This window comes from Agromyces luteolus (assembly GCF_009729855.1).
In the GTDB taxonomy this organism is placed as follows: Bacteria; Actinomycetota; Actinomycetes; order Actinomycetales; family Microbacteriaceae; genus Agromyces; species Agromyces luteolus.
The window spans coordinates 92,260-110,834 of sequence record NZ_WODA01000026.1 but is presented as its reverse complement, the minus strand read 5'-3'; the positions used below and the strand labels follow the sequence as shown (position 1 = coordinate 110,834).

The following is an 18,575-nucleotide window of genomic DNA, read 5'->3' as shown; positions in this document are numbered from 1 at the left end:
TGGATGGAACTCGTGTCGTGAGCGCCCCCGGTGATCCGGGCGGCCGTCGGACCTGGCCTGGACGGCCGCCGCCCGGCCCGCGACCATCACCCCGTGAAAGGACCACCAGTGAACCCGCTTGCCTCCCAGACCGTCGCGGCCGAGACCGCGGCGGCCACCGACACCACCACCGCCCCCGCCATGTCGCTCCGCGAGTCGTTCGCGCTGCTCGCCGAGCGCCTCGACGGCCGCCTCTCGCTGCCGGGCGAAGCCGGCTACGACGCCGACCGCCTCGCCTGGAACCTCGCCGTCGACCAGCGTCCCGCCGCGGTCGTCGTCGCGGCATCCGTCGCCGACGTCGCCCGCACCGTCCGCGCCGCACGCGAGCTCGGGCTCGCCGTCGCGCCGCAGGCCACCGGCCACAACGCCGCGCCGCTCGCCGAGGGCCATGGGCTCGCGGACGCGATCCTCCTCCGCACGCACGAGCTGCGCGCGGTCGAGGTCCGGCCCACCCAGCGCATCGCGCGCGTCGAGCCCGGCGTGCTCTGGGGCGACGTCGTCGCCGCGACCGCGCCGCACGGCCTCGCCGCGCTCGCCGGCTCCAGCCACGACGTGGGCGTGGTCGGCTACACGCTCGGCGGCGGCGTCTCCTTCCTGGGACGCGCGCACGGCCTCGCGGCCAACCACGTGACGGCCGTCGAGCTCGTGACCGCCGACGGCGAGTTCCGCCGGGTCGACGCGCAGCATGATGCCGAGCTGTTCTGGGCCGTTCGCGGCGGCGGCGGCGACTTCGGCGTCGTGACGGCGCTCGAGTTCGGTCTGTTCGAGATCGAGCAGGTCGTCGCGGGCTCGCTGTTCTTCCCGATCGAGCGCACCGAGGAGGTGCTGCAGGCGTGGGCCGAGTGGACGCGCTCGGTGCCCGACACGGTCACGTCGGTCGGTCGCGTGCTGCGCTTCCCGCCCATGCCCGAGCTGCCGCCCTTCCTCTCCGGGCAGTCGTTCGTGCTCGTCGAGGCCGTCATCCAGGAGTCGCCCGATCGCGCCGACGCGCTGCTCGCCCCGCTGCGGGCGCTGGGTCCCGCGATGGATTCCGTGCACCCGCAGGCGCCCGCCGAGCTGTTGCAGCTGCACATGGACCCGCCCGGCCCGACCCCGGGGCACGGCGACGGCATGATGCTCGCCGACCTGCCCGCCGACGCGGTCCGCGCGTTCGCCGCCGCCGTCGGCCCGGACGCCGACACCATGCTGCTGTCGGCCGAGATCCGCCACCTCGGCGGGGCGTTCGCGCCGTCGGCCGCGCTCGAGGTGGCCGCCGATCGCGGCCTGCCGATCCCCGGGGCCGTCGGCGGTCTCGAGGCCGAGTACCTCGTCTACGGCGTCGGGATCGCCGCGCCCGAGACGATCGAGGCCGTCGTCGCCTCACTCGGGCGACTGCTCTCGCGCATCGAGCCGTGGCGCGCTCCCGTCGAGTACCTGAACTTCGTCGAGCGCCGGACGACGGGTTCGCGGTTCTTCGGCGACGAGGGTCGGCTCGCGCGGCTGCGCGCGATCAAGCACGCGGTGGACCCCACGGGGGTCATCCGCTCGAACCACCCCGTCGGCCGCTGACCCGGTCACGCATCGAACGGGCCCCGCGATCGCGCGGGGCCCGTTCGACGCGCCGTCCCGTGTGGTGGACGAATGGGGCTGTCGCTTCCGCGTCGAGGTTCCTAGGCTGAAGGACACGCGACGACGATGTCGCCGGACCTGGGGGAGGGACGTATGACCGTTCACCACGAACTGCCCACCACGACCGATTTCTCGACGCTGGCGGGCGAGCACCACCCCGCGATCACGATCTACGCGGCCACGTCACCCGTGGTCAGCGAGCGCGAGCGCGCCGAGGTGGCCGTGAAGAGCGCGTTCGACGAGGCCATCGACCGGATCCGCATCGACGGGTCCGAGGCGGGCGAGGTCGACGCGCTCAAGTCCGAGCGCGACGCCGTGCTCGCCGACCGCACGCTCTGGGCGGGGCTCTCCCGTTCGCTCGCGATCTTCGTCGCGCCCGGATTCACGGACGTCTACGTCCTGCCGAACCGCCTCGACGACGCCGTCCACGTGGGCGCGCACTTCGTGCTCGGGCAGTTGCTCCGGGCGCCAAGCCAGGACCAGGAGGCCTTCGCGGTCACCCTCTCCTCGAACGAGTGGGCGCTCTGGCACGCGCTCCCGACCGCCAGGGCCGAGCAGATGCCGCTCGATCCCAGCCTGCCCCGCAACCTCGACGACGCCGCCAACCGCGTGCCCGGCGACGTCGGGCAGCGCCGCCGCGGCGGCCACGGCGATCGCGGGATGAACGAGGACGACCGTCGCCCGGAGATCCACGACATCTACGCCAAGCGCGTCGCCGACGCCGTCTGGCACGAACTGCAGGAGCACGATCCCGAGGCCAGGGTGCCGCTGTTCGTGTTCGCGGCCGAGCCGCTGCTCAGCTCGTTCCTCGATCGCGCCCACAACGGCCGACGGGTGGTCGGCGTGCAGGGCGGTGCCGACCGGCTCGGCGCGGCCGAGATCGACGCGCAGCTGCGCCAGCAGCTCGCGCAGCTCAACGTGAACGAGGCGAAGACGGCACTGACGGGCCTCGCGGACGGCAGCGCCGGCCGCGTCGAGCGCGACCTCGCCGCGATCGGCCGACTCGCGGCCGACGGCGCCGTCGAGCGGCTCTGGTTCGACTTCACCACGTCGGTGAACGGGACGCTCGACCACGAGTCGGGCGCGATCGAGTTCGCGACCGACCACGGCAACGGCGAGACGCTGTCCGACGGCCGGCACGCCGGGGACCTCCTGCCCCAGCTCGCGATGCTCGTCATCGCGCGCGGCGGGAAGGTCGTCACGGTGCGCGGCGACGACCTCGAGACCGCCGTGTGGTCGGGGCCCGCGATGGCGGAGCTGCGGTTCGCCCTCGCGTGACCCGGAGTCCGGTCCCGGTCGTCAGACGGCGACCGCGAGCGCCGGCGCGAACCCCGCGAACGCCGCGAACCCCGCGAACCGCTCGCGCAGGGCGCCGGACGCCTGCGCCGCGGCATCCGCCATCGCGTGCGCGCCCACGGGCATCGCACGACCCACTGCGCCCGCGCGACGGCGTGCGGTCGCCCGGGCACCGGCCCCGAACGAGTCGTCGGCCTCGAGGACCGGGAGCACGACGGCCGGCTGGCACTCCAGGTGCACCTCGACCTCGTGCGTGCGCTCGTCCTCGATGATCGCCTCGAAGGGGACGCGGACGGCACGGAAGCGGCCGCGCCGTCGCGGCGGGGCCGACCGCAGGCCGATGGTGAGGCGTCCGGCCGGCGTGCCGATGAAGGGCGGACGCCCGGCCGCGACGATGTCGACCTGCCACAGCTCGCTGGGGCAGGTCGCGACGCCCGAGAGGTGGATGACGCGGATCCCGCCGCTCGTGACCGCGACGGCGGAGAGCTCGTCGACGAGGACGTGCGCGTGGTCGATCGTGTGGGCCATGTTCGCCGACGGTACGGATGTCAAGGCCCGCCGACATCAGTGCTGGCGCTGAGATCGCGACCGTAGGCTGGCCCGATGCGATTCGGATTCTTCGTTCCCCAGGGCTGGCGTCACGACCTCGTCGGCATCGAGCCGGCCGACCACTGGTCGACCATGCACGGGCTGGCCGCGTTCGCCGACCGCGAGGGCTCGCCGTGGGAGTCGATCTGGGTGTACGACCACTTCCACACCGTCCCCGTGCCGAGCGAGACGGAGGCCACCCACGAGGCGTGGTCGCTCATGGCCGCGTACGCGGCGTCGACCTCGCGCGTCCGGCTGGGCCAGATGTGCACCTGCATGGCCTACCGGAACCCGGCGTACCTGGCGAAGGTCGCGGCCACCGTCGACGTCGTCTCTGGCGGCCGCGTCGAGATGGGCATCGGCGCCGGATGGTACGAGCACGAGTGGCGCGCGTACGGGTACGGGTTCCCGCACGCGCCCGAGCGGCTCCGCATGCTGCGCGAGGGCGTCGAGATCATGCACCAGGCGTGGACCACGGGCCGGGCCACGCTCGACGGGGAGTTCTACACGGTCGACGACGCGATCGTGCAGCCGCAGCCGCTGCAGGACGGCGGGATCCCGATGTGGGTCGCCGGAGGCGGCGAGAAGGTGACGCTGAAGATCGCGGCGAAGTACGCCGCGTACACGAACTTCTACGGCAGCCCCGAGGAGTTCAGCCACAAGAGCGAGGTGCTGCGCGGTCACGCCGAGCGACTCGGCCGCGACTTCGGCTCGATCGTCCGCAGCGCGAACTTCAACACCGTGATCGGCGAGACCGAGGCCGACGTCGAGCGCCGCCTCGCGGCGATCGAGGCGCGCATGGCGGGCTCGGCCGGCCCGAAGGCGGCGGCGAAGTTCATCCACGAGTTCCGGTCCGACGCGGCGATCGCGGTCGGCACGCCCGAGCAGGTCGTCGCGAAGCTCCTCGACATGCGCTCGCGTGGCCTCGGCTACGCCATCCACTACTTCCCGGAGGCGGCGTACGACCGCTCGGGCCTGGAGCTCTACGAGCGCGAGGTCATGCCCGCGCTCGCCTGAGCTCAGGCGGCGGGGGCGGCGACGGCGTCGAGCTTCGCGCCGAGCTCGGCGTCGGTGGGCTCGGTGAAGTGCGTGCCGTCGGGGAACACGACGACGGGGATGTTGGTGCGGCCCGAGATCGCCTTCGCGCGGTCGGCGCCGTCGGCGACGACCATGAGGTCGACGTACTCGTAGTCGACGCCGCGGCGGTCGAGCAGCGCCTTGGAGCGGCGGCAGTCGCCGCACCACTCGGCGCCGTACATCGTGACGCGGGCGGGGTTCAGGTCGGTGGTGGGGGAGGTCATGCGAATAACCTACGCGGGTATCCTGTGCGGTATTCCCAGCGAGGGCGCGGATGCCTCGGGCAGGGGTTCCGCGTCCGGCCTCCGAGTGCGAGGCTCGGGAGCATGCAGTTCGAGACCACGCTGTCGCAGACCGGCCGCAACACGGGCATCGAGGTGCCGGCCGAGGTGGTCGAGGCGCTCGGCGGCGGCCGGCGGGCACCCGTCGTCGTGACGGTCAACGGCTACGAGTACCGCAGCACGCTCGCCGTGATGGGCGGTCGCCACCTGATCCCGTTCAGCTCGGACAAGCGGGCCGCGACCGGGCTCTCGGGCGGCGATCCGATCTCGGTCGAACTCGAACTCGACACCGCGCCGCGCACGGTCGAGCCGCCCGAGGACTTCGCGGCGGCGCTCGACGCGACGCCGGGCGCGCGGGAGGCGTTCGACCGCCTGGCGCCGAGCCATCGGAAGGCGCACGTGAACGCGATCATGGAGGCCAAGGCGCCCGAGACCCGTGCGCGCCGCATCGCGAAGGCCGTCGAGCAGCTCGCGGGCGGGTGAGTCGGGCCGGTCGACTACCCGACCGGTTCGCGGTCCCACGCCGGCAGTTCGACGCCGACGAGCCGCGCGAACGCGCTGAGCTGCGCGACGCCCTGCGGGGTGCGGGGCAGCGCGTCGAGCAGGCCGGGCGAGTGGATCAGGTACGCGGCGACTTGCGCGCGCGAGATCGCGACGTTCAGGCGGTTCTTGAGCAGCAGGAACTCGACGCCGCGCGGGGCGGCCGCCGCCGACGACGCGGCGAGCGAGACGATCGCGACCGCGGCCTCCTGGCCCTGGAACTTGTCGACGGTGCCGACCGGGACGGCGGTGTACCCCGCACGGTCGAGTGCATCGCGCACCACGGCGAGCTGCGCGTTGTACGGCGTGACGACGATGATGTCGGCCTGGGCCAGCGGTCGTGCCGGCGCGGCCACCGGCTCGCCGTCGCCGTGCGCGATGCCGGTGAACGCGCGCCCGAGGAACGAGCCGACGATGCGGACGACCTCGGCGGCCTCCTCGACCGACTCGGTCGTGTTGCCCTCGTGCTCGATCGGAACGGGGGTCAGGCCCGGCTCGACGCCCTCGATCCCGCGGAGGGCCGCGGACGGGTGCGATGCGAGCTCGCCCTCGTACGAGAGCGCGGAGACGGATGCCGCGAGCTCCGGGTGCATCCGCCGGCTCTCGGCCAGGAAGTAGCCGAACTCGGCGGGCAGCACGTCGTGGCCGTCGGCGACCCACCCCAGCGCGGACATGTCGACGGGCTCGGGGTGCGTGCCCTGGCTCACCTGCGGCAGCTGCTGCGGGTCGCCGAGGAGCAGGAGCCGGCGGGCGGCGACCGAGGCCGCGATCGTCGACGCGAGCGAGAACTGCCCGGCCTCGTCGACGACCAGGACGTCGAGCGCGCGGCGGCCGACCCGGTCGGCGTTGGCGAAGTCCCACGCGGTGCCGCCGACGACGAACCCGGCGTCGCGATTCGCGGCGATGAAGGCCGACATGCCGTCCTTCTCGATCGCGGTCCAGCCGCGCACGGCGTCGTCCTCACGGCTCTTCGGCGCCTTGGCGATGCGCCGCGGGTCGAGCCCGGCGGCGACGACGGCGTCGAGCAGGTGCTCCACGACCGCGTGCGACTGGGCGACGACCCCGACTCTCCAGCCGTGGTGGCCGACGAGCCGTGCGATCACGTGCGCCGCGACGTAGGTCTTGCCCGTGCCGGGAGGGCCCTGCACGGCGAGGTACGAGTCGTCGAGGTCGCCGAGCGACCGCACGACCGCGCCGACGTACTCGTGATCGGGCAGCGGTGCGAGCGCGCCGGACCGGGTGCGCGGCGGGACGCGCCGCAGCAGGTCGACGGCGGCATCCTTCGGCCAGGCCGGCTGCCGGTCGACGATCGGCCGCGCCCACTCCGCGATCGCGGCCTTCTGCCGCCCGGCGGGCGGTGGGTTGCCCGGCACGAGCGCGAACGGCAGGTCGCGCCACGTCTCGTCGACCGTCGACCGCTCCTCGATGCGTACGCCGTCGGGCGTCGCCTCGAGCACCGTGGCCTTGGCCCAGGCCCGTGAACCCGGTCGCCGGGAGAACGACGGGAACGGCGCCGGCCAGTCGTACAGCAGGTAGAGCTCGGCACCCGCACTGAACCGCGAACCGGGCGCGATGCGCCCGCGGAGCAGCAGCTCGCGGCGATCGAACTGCTGCCGGCCCTCGCGGTACCAGTCGTGCAGCACGACCGTGCGCGCGGGGTCGACGACGAGCACGTCGCGGTGGTCCTCCCACGCCTCGAGCGGCTGCTCGACCCGGAAGAAGTGGCCCCACCAGAAGGTCTTGAGCTCACGCTCGTGGTAGTCGATCGCGGCGGCCGCGAGGGCCAGCGCCGTGCGATCGGGGTCGTCGCGACGCTCGTCGGCACTGCCGGCGAGCGCGGACAACTCGGTCGCGAGGGGGCTCGCCGCGTACTGCTTCGCGGTCGGCTCGACGAGCAGGAGCGCCGGAACCGGGGCGACGCCGCGCTCCCGGGCGAGGCCGAGCAGCCAGTCGCGGAGCCGAAGCGTGGAGACGCAGTCGTACTCGTTGTACTCCGCGAGGTCGTCGAGCACGAGCTGCGCGGCCTCGGCATCGCCCGTCGCTGCGAGCTCGCGGGCGCGGACGTACTCGAGGATCGAGTCGCCGCCGGACTTGACGTCGGCCTCGCGCAGCTTCTCGCCCATGTAGAGCGGCTCGAGCTTCTTGATCGAGTACGAGCGGCTCCCGACCCGCACCGCACGCTTGACGATCGGGTACAGGTCGACGAGCACGCCGTCGGCCAGCAGCTGGTCGACCTCGGCCTCGCCGACGCCGTGGCGCGCGGCGATCGAGGTGAGGTGCGTGCGCTCGTAGCTCGCGTAGTGGTAGATGTGCAGGTTCGGGTGGCGCTCCCGCCGCTCCTTCACGAACGCGAGGAACCGCACGAGCGCCTCGCGCTCCTCCGCGAAGCTGTGCGCCCAGATCGGCGTGAACGCCTCGTCGACGTCGATCATGCCGAACAGGTAGTCGAGCCCCCACTCCGTCGCCGCGCCCTCGGTGTAGAGCGGGTCGCCCTCGAAGTCGAAGAAGAGGTCGCCGGCGTTGGGCTCGGGGATCGCCGCCAGCGCGCCCGGCTCGCGCACCTCGACGGGCGGCGGCAGCGGCGGGTCGTCGGGCGAGCGGTCGCCGGATGCCTCGGCCGCGCGCGCCTCGGCCTCGGCGGCGAGCTGGAGCCGCGCCTGCACGCGCAGGCCCTCGAGCGTCGCCTCCATCACGCCGTCGACCGGCCCGGCGGAGGCAGCGAGCGCGTCGATCGTCGTGATGCCCGCGGAGTGGAAATGCGCGCGCTGCGTGATGCGGAGCCCGGCGACGAGCAGCAGGTCGCGGTTGGCCTGCACCTCGAGGTCGCACGTCGGGCAGCGCCCGTCGAGCGCGTAGCGCGGGTCGCCCCACTCGACCGGACCGTCGGCGGCGACGCGCTCGTCGACGATCTGGCGGAGGCGCTCGCGGCGGAGCAGGAACACCGGCTCGATGTCCTCCAGCCGATGGGTGCTCGTCGTGCCGTCGCCGAGCAGCAGCTCGACGGTGTCGGCCCGCGGCACGCCGATGCGGTCGAGCTGCGCGGCGTACGCCGCGAGCTGGAGCAGCGCCGTGACGCGCGCGCGGCGCGCGAGCTTGGAGTCCTGGACGAGGTAGCGCCCGTCGGGCTGGCGCACGATGAAGTCGGCGAATCCGACGAACCCGTCGTCGACGAAGGTCGCCTGGAACACGACGGGTGCACCCGACTCGAACGCGGCACGGGTGGCCGCGACCGCGGCCTCGAGCTGCTCGGCGTCGCGCAGGTCGGGCCGGTCGATCTCGACGACGCCGTCGCCGAACTCGGCGCGGTAGCGGTCGAGGATCCGCAGCTCGTGCGCGTCGCCCATGCGACCGGCCCGCTCGAGCATGGCATCGGCCACCGGCTCGAACAGCGTCTCGCGCCCGAGCTTCACGTCGAGCTCGCGCAGGAACGCGAACTCGCAGTCGGAGGCCTTCTTGAGGTCGCTCGCGCTCGTGACCACCGTGCCGTCGGCCAGGTACATCGGGCTCCCTCCGCCGCTTCGATCGAGACCACCGTAGCCGCGGCATCCGACATCGACGGGCGGAGCGGGGTGGCGCGGCGGCCCGCCCCGGTCGGCCGTCGCCGGCGCGCCCGGTGCGGCGTAGGGTGTCGCACATGGTCGAGTGGGAGGAGATCCGCCGACTGGCGCTCGGCATGCCCGAGGCCACCGAGGCGGTGAGCTACGGCCTCCCGCACTGGCGCGTGCGCAACCGCGGGTTCGTCTGGGAGCGGCCGCTCCGCCGCGCCGACCTCGAGTTCCTGCGCCTCGACGACCAGCCGTGGCCGGTGCTCGGCGCGCGCGTCGAGGACGAGGCGGTCAAGTTCGCGCTCGCCGAGGAGGACCCGGAGGTGTTCTTCACGACGCCGCACTTCGAGGGCTTCGCGGCGATCCTCGTGCGACTCGACACCGTCTCGCAGCGCCGGATCGAGGAGGTGGTCGCGGACGCCTGGCTCGCGGTCGCGCCGAAGCGGCTCGCGGCGGACTGGCTCGCGCGCCACGCCGACTGAGCCGCCGATCACCGCCGGTCGGTGGGGGTCACCGCTGCGAGAGAGGTCGCGTCGGCGACGGATGCCGCGGCTCACGCCGAGCGTTCGCGCCCCTCGACCATCCGGGCCAGGTCGACCCGGTTGGCCGCCCCGGTCTTCCGCAGCAGGTTGGAGATGTGCGAGCTCACGGTCTTCTCGCTGATCGTGAGGAGGGCGGCGATCTCGGCGTAGGTGCGGCCGTCGACGATGTAGGGCAGCAGTTCGCGCTCGCGACGCGTGAGCGGCACATCGCCGATCCGGTCCGCGACGGCGTCGGGCTCGGTGCGGGCATCGTCGTAGAGCCGCACCCGGGACCACTGCGCGAGCGACTCGAGCTCTTCCGTGAGCGCGTCGGCCTCGAGCCCGCGCGCGAGCGCCGCGGCGCGGCGGAGCGACGAGATCGCCCGGTCCCGCCGGCCGTCGTCGCTGGTCAGGTCGTGCTCGGCTCCGCGCCGGAGCGCGTACGCCTCCTCCCACGCGAGTTGCGCGGTCGCGCAGGCCTCGGCGGCGGCGGCCCAGAGGTCGCCGGCCTCGGACGCGTCGCGCGCGCGAGCGCGCTCGCCCGCGTAGATCGCGTCGAGCGCGGCGAGGTCGGCGGGGAACGAGACCCCGAGCGTCCGGGCGAGCACGTGCGGATGAGCCGCCTCGAGTTCGTCGAGTCGACGCAGCGCCTCGGCGTCGGGCTCCCGACGATCCCGCGCGGACCCTGCCAGGTCGGCGAGGGCCCGAGCCGCGAGCGGCACGAGCCACTCGCACGAGTTGTCGCCGGGAGGCGCGGCGATGGCGGGCTCCAGGACGGCGAGCGCCCCATCGGGGTCGCCGTCGACGAGTCGTGCGAGCGAACGGGAGTGCACCTGGGTCGAGATCGCGTAGGCAGGAGGCTCCGGGAACTGCTCGGTCGCGCGCTGCAGGTAGGCCTCCGCGTCGTCGGCCCGGCCCTGCTGGGCGGCCAGGATCGCCGAGACGTTCGCGAGGCCCATCGCGATGTGCTTCGGCGGATCCTCCGACCGCACGTATCGCAGCGCGTCGTGCGCGCCGCCCACGTCACCGATGGTGATCGAGGTCCGCGCCTCGGTCAGCGCGATCGTGGCGGTCACGAGGTAGGGGGCCCCGGCCTCGGCGAGCCGCTCCCTGACGCCGCGAAGCGATCGCAGCGCGGCACGGTAGTCCGGCATCGAATACGCCTCCCAGAATGCGGCGAGCATGGCCGGCCAGTAGTGGCCGTTCGGCAGGGCCGTCTCGAACGCACGAGCCGCGAGGGCCCGTGCCCGTTCGAGGTCTCGCGTGAGGGCGGCGAGCTGGCCGCCCACGGCCAGGGCGTACGACAGCGCCTCGGTGTCGCCGAGTGCCGTGGCGCGTTCGATGGCCTCGGCGGCGTGCGCGGCGCAGGCGGGGTCGCCGGCGAGGATCTCGGCGTACGCGAGCTCGGTGAGCGCCATCGCGTACTCCGGGCTCTCCGGCGCGGAGGCCGAGAGCCGGAGGGCCTCGCGCGCAGGTTCGGGGTCGCCGAGTCCGCCGCCGATGCGGAACTCGAGACGCAGTCGCTGCAGGATGAGGCGGGCCGCACGCAGCGGCTCGGCCGCCCGGTCGACTTCGTCGAGCAGTCGGCCGATCGCCTCGTACTCCTCGTCGGGATCGCCGACGGATGCCGCGGTAGCCGCCCAGGCCTCGAGGAGCTCGCGCCGGGCGGCCCGGTCGGCCGATCCCGGCGCACCGTGGGCGTCGTCGGCCGAGAACCGCGCCGACCTCCGGAGCATGCGCAGCCGCGTCATCCGATCGCCCGATCCCCCGAGTGCCTCGACCGCGCGACGGCTCGCATCGAGGCAGCCGTCGACGTCGCCCGCGGCGGCGAGGTGGTCGGCCAGGTCGACGAGGAGCTCGGGAGCGGGATCGCCGTGGGCGAGGACGGTCGCGGTGCTCTGCGCCAGCTCGGCATGCCGCTCGCGCCGTTCGCGCTCGGTCAGGCCGGCGACGAGCATCTCCGCGGTGAGCGGGTGGTGGAACCAGGTGCGCCCCTCGTCGTCGGTCTCGAGCACCTGCGTCGCGAGGGCCGGGCGCAGGTCGCGTTCGGCGTCGGTCCACCTCGGGTCGATGGCCGCGAGCGTCTCGACCTGGACCGGCTTGCCGTGCAGCGCGAGCATGGTGCAGAGCTCCTGGGTCGCGGCCGGCAGTTGCGACCAGGCCCGGAGCAGCGCGGAACCGAGGTCGGCATCGACCAGTGCCGGAGCCGAGGTCGCCGACGGCTCGACCCCGTCGAGGAGGAGTCGCGCGTGGTAGGGGTTGCCTCTGGTCCGGGCGAGGACGTCGGTGACGAGCGATTCGTGGGGCGGCGCGCCCAGGAGATCCTCCACGAGGTCGCGCATGCCGGGCCGGTCCAGCGGGGGCACCTCGATGGCGCGGGCCGAGGGAAGCCGCAGCAGGTCGGCGCGCCAGCGGTCGAGCGGACGGCCGGCGCCCGCGCGCATCGTGGCGATGACGCCGAGCCGGCGATGCTCGGGCCCGCCGGCGAGGAACATCAGCGCGTCGAGCGTGCTCGCGTCGGCCCAGTGCAGGTCGTCGATGAGGATGAGCACCGGTCCCGCGTCCAGCAGTCGGTCGACCGCGTCGTCGAGCGCGAGGGGCGGCGGACGGTGGACGGCGTCGGCGCGCTCGAGGTCGCCGGACTGCTTGAGGAGGGCGCGGACCGCCAGGTTCGGCACGCGAGTGGTGAGCGGCAGGTTGCGCGCACCGAGCACCGTGAACGAACCCGGCGCCCGCCGTGCCGCGGCATCCATCAGCGCGGTCTTGCCGATGCCGGCCTCGCCCCGCAGGACGATGGTGCGGGACTCGCCGCGGAGCACCGCCGAGAGCTCGTGCGACAGCGCGGAGAGTTCGCGCTCGCGACCGGCGAGGCGCGGCGATACGGCCCCCATGCGGCACAGTCTGCCACGGATCTGAGGGGCGCTCACGGAAAATCGAGGATCGACTCCGGATGCCCCGGGCGAGGTCGCGTGTCAGCCGCGCGTCGCGAGCGACCCGCGCTCGAGCCCGAGCATGCCCTCGACCGCGCCGTGGATCATCGAGCCGCGTGCGCTCGCGTCGCCCCAGCGGACGAGCGCCTGCGCGTTCAGCCCGTCGATCATGCCGAGCAGCTGCCATGCCGCGGCCCCGGCGTCCTCGGTCCGGAACCCGGCCGTCGCCGCGCCGTCCTCGATGACGCCCTGCACGACGGCCTGCCAGGCATCCATCTGCTCGCGGACGGATGCCGCGAGCGCCTCGTTGCGCCGGCCGAGCGCCCACGCCTCGACCCAGACGATCGTCACGTCGTCGCGCGTGCCGTCGAGGAGCGTGTCGAGCAGCGCACCCAGGCGTTCGCGCGGGCCGGGGCGCGCCGCGAGGAAGGCGGCGACCTCGTCGATCTCGTCGGCGACGATCGTCGCGAACGTGTCCGCGACCAGTGCGTCCATGCTCGGCTGGTAGTGCGCGACGAGCGCGGGCGTGACGCCGGCGCGGGCGGCGATGGCGCGCAGCGTGACGGCGGTCAGGCCCTGCTCGAGGGCGAGCAGGCGCGCCGCCTCGGCGATCTCGGCGGATCGCTCGGCGGGGCTCTTGCGAGCGGCTCGGGTGCGGAGGGGTGTTGACATCGTGAGGCCAGTCTAGGTAGTCTCCCACGTTATTGATCGCATGATCAATATATCGATCCGCTCGATCGAAGATCCCACTGTCGAACGATGAGGTTCCGCACATGAGCATCCAGACCCCGGAGGAGATCCGCGCCGACGTCGCCGCGACGCCCTCCGCGCAGGCCGCGGGCGCGGCATCCGCCCCCGCCCGCGCCGCTGCCCACGCCCCCGACGCCGCCCCGGCCGCCGACCGCGTCGGCCACGTCGAACAGCACGGCACCGAGCACGTCCCGGCCTCCGAGCGCCACGGTCGCCCCTCCAGCCTCTTCTGGGTGTGGATGTCGGCGAACGTCGGCTACCTCTACTTCGTCGTCGGCGGCGTGCTCATGCTGCTCGGCCTGCCGCTCTGGGAGGCGCTCGCGATCACCGTCGTCGGCAACCTCTGGTGGGCGCTCGTCGGCTGGCTCGCCGTCAGCGGCCCGGTCTCGGGCTCGCCGAGCGTGTCGATCATGCGGGCCATGTTCGGCGTCCGCGGCAACAAGGTCTTCGGCGCCGGCCTCGGCGTGCTCATCGGCCTCTTCTACGAGATCATCAACGTCGCGTTCGCCACGCTCGGCGCCATCGCGCTGCTCGCCCACTTCGGCATCGGCCTGCCGGCCGGAGGCGAGTGGGTCGTGCTCGCCGTCATCGGCGTCCTGAGCTTCGTGATCGGCGTCTACGGCCACGCCACGATCCTCGCGCTCGCCCCGTGGTTCTCGGCCGCGCTCGCCGTGGTGTTCGTCGTGCTCGCGGTGTTCGTGTTCGGCGCCGCCGACTGGACGTACGCGGTCGAGCCGCTCCCGGTCGCCGACCACTGGGCGCTCGTGATGCTCGGCCTCGCGATCGTCGCCTCGAGCCCGCTGTCGTGGGGCATCGGTGCCGACTACGCCCGCTACCTGCCGGCGGATGTCTCGAAGCGGGCCGTCGCCTGGTACACCGCGCTCGGCGGCTTCGTCCCGGCCGTGCTCATCGGTGCGCTCGGCGTCGTCGCCGGCACCGCGATCGACATGACCGACCCCGAGCTCACGATCGGCGAGATCGTGCCGGCGTGGTTCACGCCCCTCTTCCTCGGCATGATCGTGCTCTCGAGCATCACGAACAACGTGCTCGTCGCCTACTCGACCGGGTTCTACGCGCAGGCGCTCGCCGAGCGCATCTCGCGCGCCGCGACCACGATCGTCACGGGCATCGTCGCGACGGCCGCCGCGGGCTGGGTCCTGTTCCTGTCGCCGAGCTTCCTCGACGCGCTGAGCGCCTCGCTCGAGCTCGCGGTCACGGTGTTCGGCCCGCTCGTGTCGATCTACGCGATCGACATCGTGCTGCGCCGCAACCGCTACGACGGCGCCGCGCTCGACGACACGCGGCGCGGCGGCCCGTTCTGGTACCGCGGCGGCGTGTTCCTGCCGGGCGTCGTCGCGATGGTGACCGCCATCACGATCGCGGTGCTCTCGGCCAACACGACGCTCTACGTCGGCCCGATCTCGAACGCGCTCGGCGGCGCCGACCTGTCGGCCCTCGTCGGCCCGGTGCTCGGCGCGGGTGTCTACGCCCTGCTCTGGCTGACCACCGACCCGTACCGCGACCCCGCCAAGCGACCGGGGGCCGCACCCGCTGCCATCATCGAGACGGATGCCGCGGCATCCCCCCGCACGAACGGAGACCACGCATGAGCTGGCGCATGCCCGCCGAGACGGCCCGCCACGAGCGGACCTGGATGGCGTTCCCGAGCGAGGGGCCGACCCTCGGCGACTCCGGCGCCGAACGCGAGGAGGCGTACGAGGCGTGGACCGCGGTGGCCCATGCGGTCGCCGAGTTCGAGCCGGTCACGATGCTCGTCGACCCGACCGAGCGCGGACGCGCCGCGCGGATGCTCGGCGACGGCGTCGCGCAGGTCGAGGCGCCCGTCGACGAGTACTGGATGCGCGACCACGGCCCGACGTTCGTCGTCGACGACGAGCGCCCCGGCGCGCTCGGCGCGGTCGACTGGACGTTCAACGGCTGGGGCGACCACGCGTGGTCCGAGTGGCGCAAGTCCGCCGAGCACGCGCGCATCATCGCGGAGCTCGTCGGCGCCGAGCTCGTCTCGAGCGCGCTCGTGAACGAGGGCGGCGGCATCCACGTCGACGGCGAGGGCACGGTGCTCCTCACCGAGACCGTGCAGCTCGACCCCCGCCGCAACCCCTACGCAGACCGCGCGCGCGTCGAGGCCGAGATGGCCCGCACGATCGGCGCGACGACGGCCGTCTGGCTGCCGCGCGGCCTCACGCGCGACTACGACGAGTTCGGCACGAACGGCCACGTCGACATCGTCGCGACCATCGCCTCGCCCGGTCGCATGCTCCTGCACCGCCAGGACTCGCCCGAGCACCCCGACTTCGAGGTCACGCGCGAGCTGCGCGCACACCTCTCCGAGCAGACGGATGCCGCGGGCCGGCGCTTCGAGATCCTCGACCTGCCCGCGCCCGCCGCCGTCCGCGACGACGAGGGCCTCGTCGACTGGAGCTACGTGAACCACCTGGTCGTGAACGGCGGCGTGATCGCCTGCGGGTTCGGCGACGAGCGAGCGGATGCCGCGGCGCGCGACATCCTCGAAGCGGCCTACCCCGGCCGCACCGCCGTCACGGTCGACGCCCGGCCGTTGTTCGCCCGCGGCGGCGGCATCCACTGCATCACGCAGCAGCAGCCGGAGGTGGCCCGATGAGCGCCGCCGAGACCACCCGTGGGTCGAATAGCAGCGACGCAGTCGCCGCGTATCGAGACCCGGACGCTGAGGGTCTCGATCCGGGCGCTCCTTCGTCGCGTCCTACTCGACCGGCGGGGGTGTGCGACGTCGTCGAGGCCTCGATCGCCGACCTGCGCGCCGCGCTCGAGGATGGCCGCACCACGGCCGTCGCGCTCGTCGAGGCGTACCTCGCGCGCATCGACGCGTACGACGGGCCCGACACCCCGACCGCACTCAACGCGGTCGTCGTCCGCAACCCCGAGGCGCTCGCCGAGGCGCGACAGTCCGACGCGCGCCGCGCGCGCGGCGAGGCGCTCGGCCCGCTCGACGGCATCCCGTACACCGCGAAGGACTCGTACCTCGTGAAGGGCCTGACCGCGGCATCCGGGTCGCCCGCCTTCGCCGACCTGGTCGCGCAGCGCGACGCGTTCACGATCGAGCGCCTGCGCGGCGCCGGCGCGATCTGCCTCGGCCTCACGAACATGCCGCCCATGGCCAACGGCGGCATGCAGCGCGGCGTGTACGGCCGTGCCGAGAGCCCGTACAACGCGGAGTTCCTCACGGCTGCCTTCGGCTCGGGTTCGTCGAACGGCTCGGGCACCGCGACCGCGGCGTCGTTCGCGGCGTTCGGCCTCGGGGAGGAGACCTGGTCGTCGGGCCGCGCGCCCGCGTCGAACAACGCGCTCTGCGCGTACACGCCCTCGCGCGGCGTCATCTCGACGCGCGGCAACTGGCCGCTCGTGCCGACGATGGACGTCGTCGTGCCGCAGACCCGCACGATGGCCGACCTGCTCGAGGTGCTCGACGTCATCGTCGCCGACGACCCGGAGACGCGCGGCGACTTCTGGCGCGCGCAGTCGTGGATCGAGCTGCCCGCGGCATCTGCGGTGCGCCCCGCGTCGTACCCCGCCCTGGCGACGGATGCCGCCGGCGCGCCGGCCGCGCTCGCCGGGAAGCGCATCGGCGTGCCGCGCATCTACGTCAACGCCGACCCCGACGCCGGCACGGCCGCGCCGGGGGAGTCCATCGGCATCGGCGGCTCGACCGGGCAGCGGATCGAGACGCGCCCCTCGGTGATCGAGCTCTGGGAGGCTGCACGTCGCGACCTCGAGGCCGCGGGCGCGGAGGTCGTGCTCGTCGACTTCCCGGTCGTGTCGAACTACGAGGGCGACCGCCCGGGCGCACCCACGATCGCCACGCGCGGACTCGTCTCGCCGGAGTACCTGAAGCGCGAGATCGTCGACCTCTCGGCCTGGGGCTGGGAGGACTTCCTGCAGGCGAACGGCGACCCGGCGCTCTCGACGCTCGCCGACGTCGACGGGGCGCGGATCTTCCCGCACCCCGAGGGCGCCCTGCCCGACCGCTACACGGGCTTCGACGACGACATCGCCGAGTACCCGGGCTGGGTGCGGTCGCACCCGGGCGCGACCTGGGACGACATGCCCGAGCTCGAGGAGGGCTTGCGCGGCCTCGAGGAGACCCGGCGGGTCGACCTCGAGCAGTGGATGGACGACCTGGGCCTCGACGCCGTCGCCTTCCCGGCCGTCGCCGACGTGGGCCCGGCGGACATGGACGTGAACCCCGCCTCGGCCGACCTCGGCTGGCGCAACGGCGTGTGGGTCGCGAACGGCAACCTGGTGCCCCGGCACCTCGGCATCCCGACCGTCACGGTGCCGATGGGGCTGATGGGCGACATCCGGATGCCGGTGGGGCTCACGTTCGCCGGCCGCGCCTACGACGACACGGCCCTCCTGCGCCTCGCCGCGGCCTTCGAGGCGCTCGCGCCCCGCCGCCCCGAGCCTCCCCGGACCCCGCGCCTCGGCTGAGCCCGCGCGGGCTCCCGGTCTCACGGTGAACGGGTGCCTCAGAGCGCGCGCGATCGCTCGAGTGCCGCCCGGAGGCCACCCGGGTCGAAGAGTCCGAGCATCGTCGTCGAGATCACCTCCACGCGGACACCGAGCAGCCGGGACGCGACGCGTGAGAGGTCCCACGCGGCCTGCCCGCCGTCGACGGGGTCGGTCTCCGCGAGGAGGACGAGCTGCGCCTCGCCCGACTCCGCGCGCCCGGTGTCGAAGATCCGGATGTCGCCGGCTCCCCGCTCGGCGAATGCGCGCGCGAGCTCCCGCCGCCTGAGCGCGAGCCGTTCGAGCGGCGCGAGGTGGAGGATCGTCGGGCGCGCGTCGCGACCGCGGCCGGTCCCGTGTCGGCCGGGCTCGTCGTCGGCGTCGCTTCGGATCTCCGCCGTCTCGAGGTAGCGATCGCGCTGCTCGGCGTAGTCGGCGACGGCGGTCGCGACGACCGCCTTCTTCGTCGTCCGCAGGAAGTACGCGAGCTCCGAGACCGTCTGGTCGGTCGCGGCATCGACCTTGATGGGCTTCTCCGTCATCGTCCCTCCCTCCGCGCACACGTCACAGGGTCGCTGTCGTGGTCTCGTCACCGGTGGGCACGCCCTCCACCACCCCGCCGCCGCGCCACCGCAACCCGACCGGGGCCATCATCTCCGCCGAACTCGGTACCGAAGTACCGCCACACGAGTACCGAAGTACCGCAACACCAAGTACCGAAGTACCGCACCACCGAGTACCGAAGTACCGCCGAATCCGCGGACAACCCCAAGCGTCGGCGCAGATCAGCGGCGCGCGTCGTGCCGCTTCGAAACCGTGGAGAACGGTCCGCCAGGTGCCGAGGTGGAGGACGGCCGAGGTGGAGGACGGCCGAGGCGGGACGCTCAGGTCATG

General features: G+C 73.7%; 14 protein-coding genes. 8 read left to right on the top strand and 6 right to left on the bottom strand.

What is annotated here, in order from left to right; genetic code table 11:
• Positions 1-108: 108 nt before the first annotated feature.
• Positions 109-1,587 (top strand): FAD-binding oxidoreductase, encoded by a 1,479-nt coding sequence (locus GLX25_RS18105; RefSeq protein WP_271192540.1) that lies wholly within the window; start codon positions 109-111, stop codon positions 1,585-1,587.
• 153 nt (positions 1,588-1,740) lie between these two features.
• On the top strand, positions 1,741-2,925 hold the full coding sequence (locus tag GLX25_RS18100) for a hypothetical protein (protein ID WP_155844033.1): 1,185 nt from the start codon (positions 1,741-1,743) through the stop codon (positions 2,923-2,925).
• A 21-nt stretch (positions 2,926-2,946) separates the two neighbouring features.
• Here the strand turns inward: GLX25_RS18100 and GLX25_RS18095 are convergent, their stop codons facing one another.
• A complete protein-coding gene (locus GLX25_RS18095; RefSeq protein ID WP_155844032.1) occupies positions 2,947-3,471 on the bottom strand; it encodes a hypothetical protein in 525 nt (174 codons plus the stop codon).
• 75 nt (positions 3,472-3,546) lie between these two features.
• Between GLX25_RS18095 and GLX25_RS18090 the strand changes: the two genes are divergently transcribed.
• Positions 3,547-4,548 (top strand): LLM class F420-dependent oxidoreductase, encoded by a 1,002-nt coding sequence (locus GLX25_RS18090; protein ID WP_155844031.1) that lies wholly within the window; start codon positions 3,547-3,549, stop codon positions 4,546-4,548.
• Positions 4,549-4,550: 2 nt separating this feature from the next.
• On the opposite strand, the gene GLX25_RS18085 is transcribed toward GLX25_RS18090, so the two are convergent.
• A complete protein-coding gene (locus GLX25_RS18085; RefSeq protein WP_155844030.1) occupies positions 4,551-4,832 on the bottom strand; it encodes a glutaredoxin family protein in 282 nt (93 codons plus the stop codon).
• Between the two features lie 102 nt (positions 4,833-4,934).
• On the opposite strand from GLX25_RS18085, the gene GLX25_RS18080 reads away from it, so the two are divergent.
• On the top strand, positions 4,935-5,372 hold the full coding sequence (locus tag GLX25_RS18080) for a YdeI/OmpD-associated family protein (RefSeq protein WP_155844029.1): 438 nt from the start codon (positions 4,935-4,937) through the stop codon (positions 5,370-5,372).
• Between the two features lie 14 nt (positions 5,373-5,386).
• On the opposite strand, the gene GLX25_RS18075 is transcribed toward GLX25_RS18080, so the two are convergent.
• Positions 5,387-8,929, bottom strand: coding sequence for a TM0106 family RecB-like putative nuclease (locus tag GLX25_RS18075; protein ID WP_155844028.1), 3,543 nt, complete (start codon positions 8,927-8,929; stop codon positions 5,387-5,389).
• Positions 8,930-9,063: 134 nt separating this feature from the next.
• On the opposite strand from GLX25_RS18075, the gene GLX25_RS18070 reads away from it, so the two are divergent.
• On the top strand, positions 9,064-9,456 hold the full coding sequence (locus tag GLX25_RS18070) for an MmcQ/YjbR family DNA-binding protein (protein ID WP_155844027.1): 393 nt from the start codon (positions 9,064-9,066) through the stop codon (positions 9,454-9,456).
• Between the two features lie 71 nt (positions 9,457-9,527).
• On the opposite strand, the gene GLX25_RS19230 is transcribed toward GLX25_RS18070, so the two are convergent.
• Positions 9,528-12,386: a helix-turn-helix transcriptional regulator gene (locus GLX25_RS19230; protein WP_155844026.1), complete on the bottom strand. Its 2,859-nt coding sequence runs from the start codon at positions 12,384-12,386 to the stop codon at positions 9,528-9,530.
• An 81-nt stretch (positions 12,387-12,467) separates the two neighbouring features.
• Positions 12,468-13,097 (bottom strand): TetR/AcrR family transcriptional regulator, encoded by a 630-nt coding sequence (locus GLX25_RS18060; protein ID WP_155844025.1) that lies wholly within the window; start codon positions 13,095-13,097, stop codon positions 12,468-12,470.
• Positions 13,098-13,198: 101 nt separating this feature from the next.
• Here GLX25_RS18060 and GLX25_RS18055 point away from each other — a divergent pair, with 101 nt between their 5' ends.
• The 3 genes from GLX25_RS18055 to GLX25_RS18045 all read left to right on the top strand — a co-directional run bounded on the left by GLX25_RS18055 (position 13,199) and on the right by GLX25_RS18045 (position 17,663).
• Positions 13,199-14,785, top strand: coding sequence for a purine-cytosine permease family protein (locus tag GLX25_RS18055; protein WP_155844024.1), 1,587 nt, complete (start codon positions 13,199-13,201; stop codon positions 14,783-14,785).
• On the top strand, positions 14,782-15,816 hold the full coding sequence (locus tag GLX25_RS18050; protein WP_155844023.1) for an agmatine deiminase family protein: 1,035 nt from the start codon (positions 14,782-14,784) through the stop codon (positions 15,814-15,816). The genes GLX25_RS18055 and GLX25_RS18050 overlap by 4 nt, the downstream gene beginning before the upstream one ends.
• Positions 15,817-15,935: 119 nt before the next feature.
• Positions 15,936-17,663, top strand: a complete 1,728-nt coding sequence (locus tag GLX25_RS18045; RefSeq protein ID WP_271192539.1) for an amidase — start codon at positions 15,936-15,938, stop codon at positions 17,661-17,663.
• 38 nt (positions 17,664-17,701) lie between these two features.
• On the opposite strand, the gene GLX25_RS18040 is transcribed toward GLX25_RS18045, so the two are convergent.
• A complete protein-coding gene (locus GLX25_RS18040) occupies positions 17,702-18,223 on the bottom strand; it encodes a hypothetical protein (RefSeq protein WP_155844021.1) in 522 nt (173 codons plus the stop codon).
• Between the last annotated feature and the right edge of the window lie 352 nt (positions 18,224-18,575).